This is a genomic window from Flavobacterium sp. (genome assembly GCF_044371705.1).
GTDB lineage: Bacteria > Bacteroidota > Bacteroidia > Flavobacteriales > Flavobacteriaceae > Flavobacterium.
This window is the reverse complement of record NZ_JBILTE010000009.1, coordinates 18303-27317: the sequence shown is the minus strand read 5'-3', so window position 1 is coordinate 27317 and position 9015 is coordinate 18303. Positions and strand designations below refer to the sequence as shown.

General features: G+C 33.5%; 11 protein-coding genes. 9 read left to right on the top strand and 2 right to left on the bottom strand.

All coding sequences use genetic code 11. From position 1 onward, the window contains the following. The coding region (locus ACIQ2S_RS01490; RefSeq protein WP_396172303.1) for a hypothetical protein at nt 1–211 on the bottom strand (211 nt) is incomplete at its 3' end. A gap of 20 nt (nt 212–231) precedes the next feature. After that, nucleotides 232–1098: a helix-turn-helix transcriptional regulator gene (locus ACIQ2S_RS01485; RefSeq protein WP_396172301.1), complete on the bottom strand. Its 867-nt coding sequence runs from the start codon at nt 1096–1098 to the stop codon at nt 232–234. A 218-nt stretch (nt 1099–1316) separates the two neighbouring features. Here ACIQ2S_RS01485 and hemA point away from each other — a divergent pair, with 218 nt between their 5' ends. The 9 genes from hemA (at nt 1317) to ACIQ2S_RS01440 (ending at nt 9004) form a co-directional block, all read left to right on the top strand. After that, on the top strand, nt 1317–2579 hold the full coding sequence (gene hemA, locus ACIQ2S_RS01480) for a glutamyl-tRNA reductase (RefSeq protein ID WP_396172300.1): 1263 nt from the start codon (nt 1317–1319) through the stop codon (nt 2577–2579). Further along, nucleotides 2572–3501, top strand: coding sequence for a hydroxymethylbilane synthase (gene hemC / locus ACIQ2S_RS01475; RefSeq protein ID WP_396172299.1), 930 nt, complete (start codon nt 2572–2574; stop codon nt 3499–3501). The genes hemA and hemC overlap by 8 nt, the downstream gene beginning before the upstream one ends. A 4-nt stretch (nt 3502–3505) precedes the next feature. Further along, complete coding sequence (locus ACIQ2S_RS01470; RefSeq protein WP_396172298.1) at nt 3506–5260, top strand: TrkH family potassium uptake protein; 1755 nt, start codon at nt 3506–3508, stop codon at nt 5258–5260. 11 nt (nt 5261–5271) lie between these two features. Further along, entirely contained in the window at nt 5272–5964 is a 693-nt protein-coding gene (locus ACIQ2S_RS01465; RefSeq protein ID WP_396172297.1) for a potassium channel family protein, read from the top strand. Further along, entirely contained in the window at nt 5964–6650 is a 687-nt protein-coding gene (locus ACIQ2S_RS01460) for a uroporphyrinogen-III synthase (protein ID WP_396172296.1), read from the top strand. Before ACIQ2S_RS01465 ends, ACIQ2S_RS01460 begins: the two co-directional genes overlap by 1 nt. Before the next feature lie 41 nt (nt 6651–6691). Next, the gene (gene hemE / locus ACIQ2S_RS01455) at nt 6692–7717 is read left to right on the top strand and encodes a uroporphyrinogen decarboxylase (RefSeq protein WP_396172308.1); all 1026 of its coding nucleotides are present in this window, start codon (nt 6692–6694) and stop codon (nt 7715–7717) included. A 518-nt stretch (nt 7718–8235) separates the two neighbouring features. Next, nucleotides 8236–8697 (top strand): IS200/IS605 family transposase, encoded by a 462-nt coding sequence (gene tnpA / locus ACIQ2S_RS01450; RefSeq protein WP_396172295.1) that lies wholly within the window; start codon nt 8236–8238, stop codon nt 8695–8697. Nucleotides 8698–8727: 30 nt separating this feature from the next. Beyond that, nucleotides 8728–8856: a hypothetical protein gene (locus ACIQ2S_RS01445; protein WP_396172294.1), complete on the top strand. Its 129-nt coding sequence runs from the start codon at nt 8728–8730 to the stop codon at nt 8854–8856. 19 nt (nt 8857–8875) lie between these two features. Continuing rightward, nucleotides 8876–9004, top strand: a complete 129-nt coding sequence (locus ACIQ2S_RS01440) for a hypothetical protein (protein WP_396172292.1) — start codon at nt 8876–8878, stop codon at nt 9002–9004. Nucleotides 9005–9015 lie beyond the last annotated feature (11 nt).

Here is a 9015-nt window from a genome sequence, read left to right as displayed (position 1 = left end):
AAACTACCATAAGTATCGACATAATTGAAAGGAAACTGACATTTTTATAAAAAAAACGACCAACCCATTTAAATCTCCCAAATCCTGGTTCTCTCAATGAAAATTCATAGGAATTTAAAAATATATGAGAGAAAAGAGCAATCATTAAAATTGCGAAAATCATAAAAAGAATAATTTTTATGTAATTGTATTTTAGTTCAATTTGTGACATATGTTTAACGAAAAATATCCTTAATTTGATAATGACATTAAATATTTTTTCGGCGTTGTTCCAAACTTCTTTTTAAAAGCGGAGATAAAATGCGATGAAGTGCTGTAACCAATTAAAACCCCAACTTCATTCACATTATAAGTGCCACTATCTAATAATTTTCGGGCATATTCCAGTTTGTAATCGAATAAAAAACTGTACACGCTGTCGCCATACACTTGTTTGAAACCTGTTTTCAGCTTTTTTAAAGTCAGACCAACCATATCAGACAATTCCTGAAGACCTGGTGGCTCGGCCATATTGCTAATAACAATTTCTTTTGCTTTTTTGATTTTGGCCACGTTTTCTTCGTCAATTAAAAACGGACAATGATCACTATTTGGATCTTCACTGCGGTTAAAGTACAAACTTAACAACTCATAACCTTTGCCTTTATAATAAAGATTTTTGATAGAACTATTGAGATTGTAGTGAAACAACTGATTTAATACGATGGCCATTGAAGGTGTAATATCATCTTCGGTGTAATATTTTTTCTCCTTATTTTCAGCACTTAAAAAAGGAATGTGTTCGGCTTCGTTTGAAAATAACGTATGTAATTTTTTAATGGAAATTAAAACCGAAATCATCCACGAGTTCGGACCAATTTCTAAATGTACCGGGAGTTCTTTTTGAGGATTGTACAATAAAAGCGATTTCTCTTCGACTAAATCTAAGGCATACGTTCCTTGGTTGAAAATAAATTTAGCTTTTCCTTTTAAACCATAATGAAATTGAATCAAATCGGTATGAACCGGGCGTTGAAAAACAAACATTTCATTGGTATCGTTCTGAAAACGAATTAAATAGAAATCATTTTCAATTTTTATTTCTTCATGAGAACCCATAGCGACATTTTTTATAGTAAAAAGTAAAGTATGTTAGATTTTTATTTAGAATCATTCTATATAATTGTAGTTTAAAGGTCTATGAACACTACTATATTAGAATCATTATAAACTAAAGCAAAAATAATTCTTTAAACGACACAAAAAGAACTTTGAGCGTTATTTTTTTGAAAATAATAGCTATAATTTTGTTCAACTTTTCAGGAAAGTGTAGAATTATGGATCATTTAAAATTGTCGAAACACCAAACCTTTTATTCGGTTGGATTGAGTTACAAGAAGGCAGATGCTGAGGTTCGAGGCAAATTCAGTTTAGACGATCAGGCCAAAACAAGAGTTTTACTTCAAGCCAAAGCAGAAGGGATTGACAGTATAGTTGTAATATCCACTTGTAACCGTACAGAGATATATGGTTTTGCAGAACACCCTTTTCAATTAATCAAATTACTTTGCGATAATAGTTTAGGAACCGTTGAAGAATTCCAACAAGTTGCCTATGTATACAAAAATCAAGAAGCCATTAATTTTTTATTTCGTGTAGGAACTGGTTTAGACAGCCAGATTTTAGGCGATTTTGAAATTATTAGCCAAATCAGAAATGGTTTTGTAGAAAGTAAAAAATTAGGCTTGGTCAATTCGTTTATGGAGCGTTTAGTGAATGCCGTAATTCAAGCGAGTAAACGAGTGAAAAATGAAACAGAATTGTGCAGCGGAGCCACTTCGGTAGCTTTTGCGTCGGTTCATTACATATTCAATACCGTTTCCGATCTTGCTACTAAAAACATTTTACTTTTCGGCACCGGTAAAATTGGACGAAATACCTGCGAAAATTTAGTAAAACACACAAAAAACGAAAATATCACCTTAATCAATCGCACTAAAAATAAGGCAGAAAAAATTGCCGGGAAGTTTAATTTGATTGTAAAAGATTATGTTGATTTAGAAGTTGAATTACAAAAAGCGGATGTTTTAGTTGTTGCAACAGGTGCTCAAAACCCAACGATTGATAAGACAATATTAAATTTAAAAAAGCCTTTGTTGATTTTGGATTTGTCTATCCCGAAAAATGTAGATGAAAATGTCAAACAATTGGAAGGAGTTACGTTAGTTCACATGGATCATTTGTCGCAATTGACCGATGAAACCATCGAAAAGAGAAAAGAGCAAATTCCTTTTGCTGAAGCAATAATAGACGAAATAAGAGAAGAATTTATCGCTTGGATGAAGGCTCGAAAATTTGCTCCAACCATTCATGCTTTAAAAGAGAAGCTCAATACTATTAAAAATAACGAATTGAGTTTTCAACGCAAAAAAATTAGTAATTTTGATGAGGAACAAGCTGAGATAATCAGCAATCGAATCATTCAAAAAATAACCACACATTTTGCCAATCATTTGAAAGACGACAGCACCACTGTGAATGAAAGTATTGAGTGGATTGAGCGTGTTTTTCAAATTGAGACCACACCTTATAATGAGTAGAATTATTACGATAGGAACCCGTGACAGCGAGTTGGCACTTTGGCAAGCTCACACGGTTCAACAAAAACTTCATGATTTAGGCTATCAAACAGAAATTGTTGCTGTAAAATCAACCGGAGATATCATTCTCGACAAACCTTTATATGAACTAGGAATAACCGGAATTTTCACCAAAACTTTAGATATTGCTATGTTAAAAGGTGAAATTGACATTGCTGTTCATTCTATGAAAGACGTGCCAACAGCTTTGCCAACAGGAATTGTTCAGGCAGCGGTTTTGGAACGAGCTTCTACTTTGGATATTTTGGTACACAAAGGAGATTTGTCTTTTTTAGAAAATACAGGAACTATCCCGATAACTATCGCAACAGGAAGTTTACGCAGAAAAGCACAATGGCTCAACAAATTTCCTTCACACCAAGTAGAAGATTTACGCGGAAATGTCAACACTCGCTTGCAAAAATTAAAAGATAATTCTTGGAGTGGAGCTATTTTTGCCGCTGCAGGATTGGAACGAATCAATTTGAAACCGGAATCTTTTATCAATCTCGACTGGATGACTCCGGCTCCGGCTCAGGGAGCAATGGTTGTTGTAGCCATGGAACAGGACGAATTCACAAGAAATGCTCTTCAACAACTAAACCATCGCGAAACAGAAATTTGTACATTTGTAGAACGTCAATTTCTTAAAACTTTAGAAGGCGGTTGTACAGCACCTATTGGAGCTTTGGCAAGAATAGAAAATGATACAATTTCATTTTCAGGAGTTTTGTTGTCATTAGACGGAAGAAAAGAAATAGTGATTGATAAACAAATAAATAGTTCATTGTTTCAAAATTTTGGTGAACTTTGTGCAAAGTATATTTTAGAAAACGGGGGTTCTGAACTGATGCAATCCATAAAAATAGCATTGAAACAGTAATATTATGAGTCGAATTATAAAAAAGGATTCCATACTTAAGATCATTTATCGTTTTTTCGACTTAATTGTTCTTACCTACATTGTCTTTGATTTTGGTTACAGTATAAACGAGATATATAAAATGCCGAAGCTCATTGGACTTCTGGTCATAACTTTCGCATTATTAGCATTTAATATTTTCAAGTTCAATTACTACAAAACTAGTGGCAGGAAAAAAGTAGCTTTAGTAAATTCTGTAATTATTGGTTTCTTGATTTTTGTTTCCACAATCGTTGCTTTAATCAATTATAGTTTGCCAATTATTGATATTCTAAAATTGGTCCGACCTATACTTGAGGCGGGACTTATTTTCTATTTCATCATCCGATTGATGATTCTGGTTCGCTATATTTATGAAGTATATTACAACCCGGCCATTGTATTTGTTGGCAGTTTTTTTGCAATTATAATGATTGGTGCTTTTTTACTTTTACTTCCCAACGCAACCACTAACGGAATTACATTTACAGATGCATTATTTACATCAACAAGTGCGGTTTGCGTGACAGGCCTTATAGTTGTAGACACGGCAACAGAATTTACCATAATTGGACAATCAATCATTATTTCTTTAATTCAAATTGGAGGTCTTGGTATTTTAACATTTACTTCTTTCTTTGCTTATTTTTTTAGAGGTAGTTCTTCTTTCAAGGAAGGATTAAACGTACGCGATTTTATTGCTCAAGACACCCTGAAAGATGTTTTGAAAACAGCATTAAGCGTTGTAACATTTACAATAAGTGTCGAAATTATTGGAGCTTTATTTATTTATTCCTCTATAAACGATAATGTTGAAATCAAGGATAAAGTGTTTTTTTCTGTTTTTCACTCAATTTCTGCTTTTTGTAATGCAGGATTTTCAACGTTAACTGCCGGCTTGAGTGAAGCACATCTTCAATTTAATTACTACATGCAATGGGTGGTGATGCTGATGATTATTTTTGGAGGATTAGGATATAACATTATTTTTAATTTTTATCAATATCTAAAGATTAATGTTATAGAATTTTTCGACCGAAAAAAAATACATAAACACCTAAGCATCATAACGTTAAATTCTAAAATAGTTTTATATACTACAGGTGCTTTGTTAATAGGTGGTTTTGTTTTTCTTTTTCTTTCTGAAATGAATAACACCTTACTAGTACACAATACGACATTTGGAAAAATTACAACAGCCGCATTCAATGCAGTAACCCCCAGAACAGCGGGATTTAATACGATGGATTTTACGCAATTTTCTGTTCCCACGCTGTTATTTATGATCTTCTTGATGTGGATTGGTGCTTCACCGGCTTCAACAGGTGGTGGTATAAAAACAAGTACTTTTGCTTTGGCAACGTTAAATATTTTTACGATTGCCAGAGGTAAAAGCAGAATACAACTTTTTGGCAGAAGAATTTCAAGTGAATCAACTTCACGTGCGTTTGCAATTTTATGTATTTCCTTGATTATAATCGGATTTGCGATTATTGCATTACTTATTTTTGAACCTAAAGGAACCGATTTGTTAGCTGTAGTATTTGAGTGTTTTTCTGCCTATAGTACTGTAGGTTTGAGTTTAAATTTTACGCCAACTTTAACAGAACCAAGTAAGTATGTTATAATAGTAACTATGTTTATTGGTAGAATCGGGATGCTCAACTTGATGATTGGAATGTTACGCCAAATCAATCACCAATTTTATGAATACCCCAAAGAAAATATTTTGATTAACTAAAATCGAAACACATGAAAATTATCATTTTTGGATTAGGAAACTTCGGAATGTCTTTAGCTCTTAGCTTAACAGAAACCGGAAATGAAGTGATTGGAGTTGACAAACAAATGGACAAAGTCAACCTGATTAAAGATAAAATCTCGCACGCCATTTGCATGGATTCAACCAATGAGTTGGCTTATGAAGCATTGCCGCTAAAAGATGCAGATAAAGTAGTGGTTGGAATAGGTGAAAATGAAGGTGCTGCAATTATAACCACCGCTATTGTGAAAAAATTATCGAATGCTAAAATTATCAGTCGTGCATTATCACCCATTCACGATACAGTTTTGGAAGCAATGGGAATTTATAGCATCATTCATCCGGAACAAGAAAGTGCCGATCGTTTGACCAAACAAATAAATTTTAAAACAACGCTTGAGAATTTTCAGTTAGACAACAATTACACCGTTTCCGAAGTGAAAGCCAAGCCCGAGTTTCACGGAAAAACACTCGAAGAGTTGGATGCGAAAGATAAATACCATTTGAATGTTGTAACGATTATTCGAAAAAAGGAAAAGACAAATCTGATTGGAAAAAAATCAATTGTCAAAGAAACCATTGGGTTACCAACACCGGATACTGTTGTTTTTGAAGACGATATTTTAGTTGTTTTTGGCGAAAACAAAAACATACTGGTGTATTGCGACGGAGCTGATAAATAATGAACAGTAAATCAATTAAAATACTGTCAACAAAAAAACTACTGTCTAATCAACGACAGTTTTTATTGAATGCAGATTTTGGTTTGATTGAAGCTGATTTCATAAAAATTGACTTCTTAAAAGTAGAAATAAAGACATCTTCTGAGTATTTACTATTTACAAGTCAAAATGCAGTAAATAGCGTGATATCCAACGAAAATTGGATGGAATTTAAACGTAAGAAATGCTTTTGTGTTGGTAAAAAAACCAAAGCATTATTGGAACAGAACGGTTTTGTAGTAGTTCAATCATTTGAATATGTGGAGGAATTGGCAACTTATTTAATTGCAAAACACAGTCACGATTCATTTGCTTTTTTTTCAGGGAATTTAAGGCAGGACACATTACCCATTGCTCTTCAACAAGCAAACATAACTTTTGAAGAAAAAAAAGTGTATAGAACAGACTTAACTCCGATAAAAGTTGAAAGTAAAGTAGATGGGATTTTGTTTTTCAGTCCGTCAGGAGTGAAAAGTTATTTAAAAGAAAATACCATTACAAATCAAGTTTGTTTTTGCATTGGAACTACAACAGCAAAAGAAGTAGAAATAACAACCAAAAATGTACTGATTGCTAATCAACCAACAGTTGAAAATACAATTATTCAATGTATCAACTACTTTAATCAAAAGAATACTAATTTATAAATAGCTTACAGCAAAATGCTTGGAGCGTGAAGCAAAAGATGATGATTAAGAACGACCTTTTTTTAAGAGCCTTAAACAACGAAACCGTTAAACGTCCACCCGTTTGGATGATGCGTCAAGCCGGAAGATATTTACCTGAATTTATAGCTTTGCGTGATAAATACGATTTTTTTACCCGTTGCGAAACACCTGAATTAGCAGCTGAAATTACGGTTCAACCCATTCGAATTGTAAAACCCGATGCGGCAATTCTGTTTTCGGACATTTTGGTAGTTCCAAGAGCTATGGGAATTCATGTGGAATTAAAAGACAATTTAGGACCTATTATTCCAAACCCGATTCGAACAATCGAGCAAGTAGACCAAGTATATGTTCCAAACGTCAATGAAGCCTTAGGCTATGTTTTTGATGCCATCAAATTAACCAAAGAAATGCTGAATGATGAGGTGCCGCTCATAGGTTTTGCAGGTTCACCGTGGACCATCTTCTGTTATGCCGTGGAAGGGAAAGGTTCTAAAAGTTTTGATACCGCTAAAGGATTTTGTTTTTCAAATCCGGTAGCAGCACATATTTTATTGCAAAAAATTACCGATACCACGATTTTATATTTAAAAGAAAAAGTTAACGCAGGTTGCAACGCCATTCAGATTTTTGATTCTTGGGGAGGCATGCTTTCACCGGTTGATTATCAAGAATTTTCATGGAGATACATCAATCAAATTGTTGAGGCATTAGCTCCACACACCAAAGTAATTGTCTTTGGAAAAGGATGTTGGTTTGCATTGAATGACATGGCGAAATCAAAAGCGTCGGCTTTAGGTGTCGATTGGACTTGCTCGCCAAGAAATGCACGTTATTTATCGGGTGGAAAAATCACCTTACAAGGAAATTTTGATCCATCCCGATTATTGTCTCCTATACCAATCATCAAAAAAATGGTCCATGAAATGATTGATGAATTTGGAAAAGACAATTATATCGTCAACCTTGGTCACGGAATTTTACCAAATATTCCGGTTGATCATGCGAAGGCATTTGTGGAGGCTGTGAAGGAGTATAAGGCGTAATGAAATTTGGAATTTTAAATAAAGTAAATAGAATACCAGCAGTCATCAATGTTCTGTGGTCAATTTTTATAGCATATCAATTCATTTTTAGAGTTCCTTCTTTTGATAATCAACATCCTGATGGAGCAAGTTATTTTATAGTGGGTATAATAATAATTACAGGTATTGTTTTTCTTGGATCGTTTATTTTTATAGTATTGGCTAACATTTTAAATAAAGTTAAATTTTATTCTGATTTACATTTTGCGTTTGTCCCAATTGTTCTATTAGTTACTATAATTTTATTAAGATAATGAAAGACAGATTCAACTCTAACATTGTTATACCAAATATTCCGGTAGATCATGCAAAGGCATTTTTGGAAGTAGTGAAGAAGTTTAATCAGTAGGCAGAGTTCGGTCTCAAAGTCACATGATAAGTGAGCAGTAAATGATTGTTTTGTATTTATTCATCGAATTAGTGTTAATTACTTCTTCCAGACATGTAAATTTCAATCAAGATTTCTAAAATTTTTAATTATGCCAAACACGTATTCACAATTATACATTCAAACGGTTTTTGCAGTAAAATATAGAAATGCGGTTATTGAAAAAGAATGGAGGTCTGAGCTCATGGCAGTAATAGGAAACCTTATAAATGAAACGGGTTGCAAAACAATTATTGTGAATGGCGTAGAAGACCACGTTCATTGTTTTTTTTCATTAGTACCAAAGTTGGCAATTTCAGATGTTATGCAAAGTGTTAAAGCAAAATCATCAAAATGGGTCAATGAAAACGGTTTTATGCTTGACCGATTTGAATGGCAAGGAGGGTTTGGAGGTTTTAGTTATAACAAATCTGCAATTGAAAATGTTTATAATTATATTGCAAATCAAGAGACACATCATCATAGAGAAAGTTTTAAGGAAGAATATACTAAACTGTTGATTGAATTTGAAGTGAATTATGATGAAGATTATTATTTTGAAGAGTTGATTTGATTTTAAAATACATGAGTCAAACCCCTTAGAATGAATTCTAAGGAAAAAACATCGGTCGTCCCTATGGGACTTCCCAACCAAAGTCCGAGAGGGACGGACGATACAGCTTGCGTTGGAATTTATTCCAATGCAATTAATATAAATATTGAAAGTCAATGAATGTGGATAACCACTTAGAATGAATTCTAAGGGAAAAACATCGGTCGTCCCTATGGGACTTCCCAACCAAAGTCCGATAGGGACGGACGATACAGCTTGCGTTGGAATTTATTCCAATGCAATTAATATAAATATTGAAAGTCAATGAATGTGGATAAC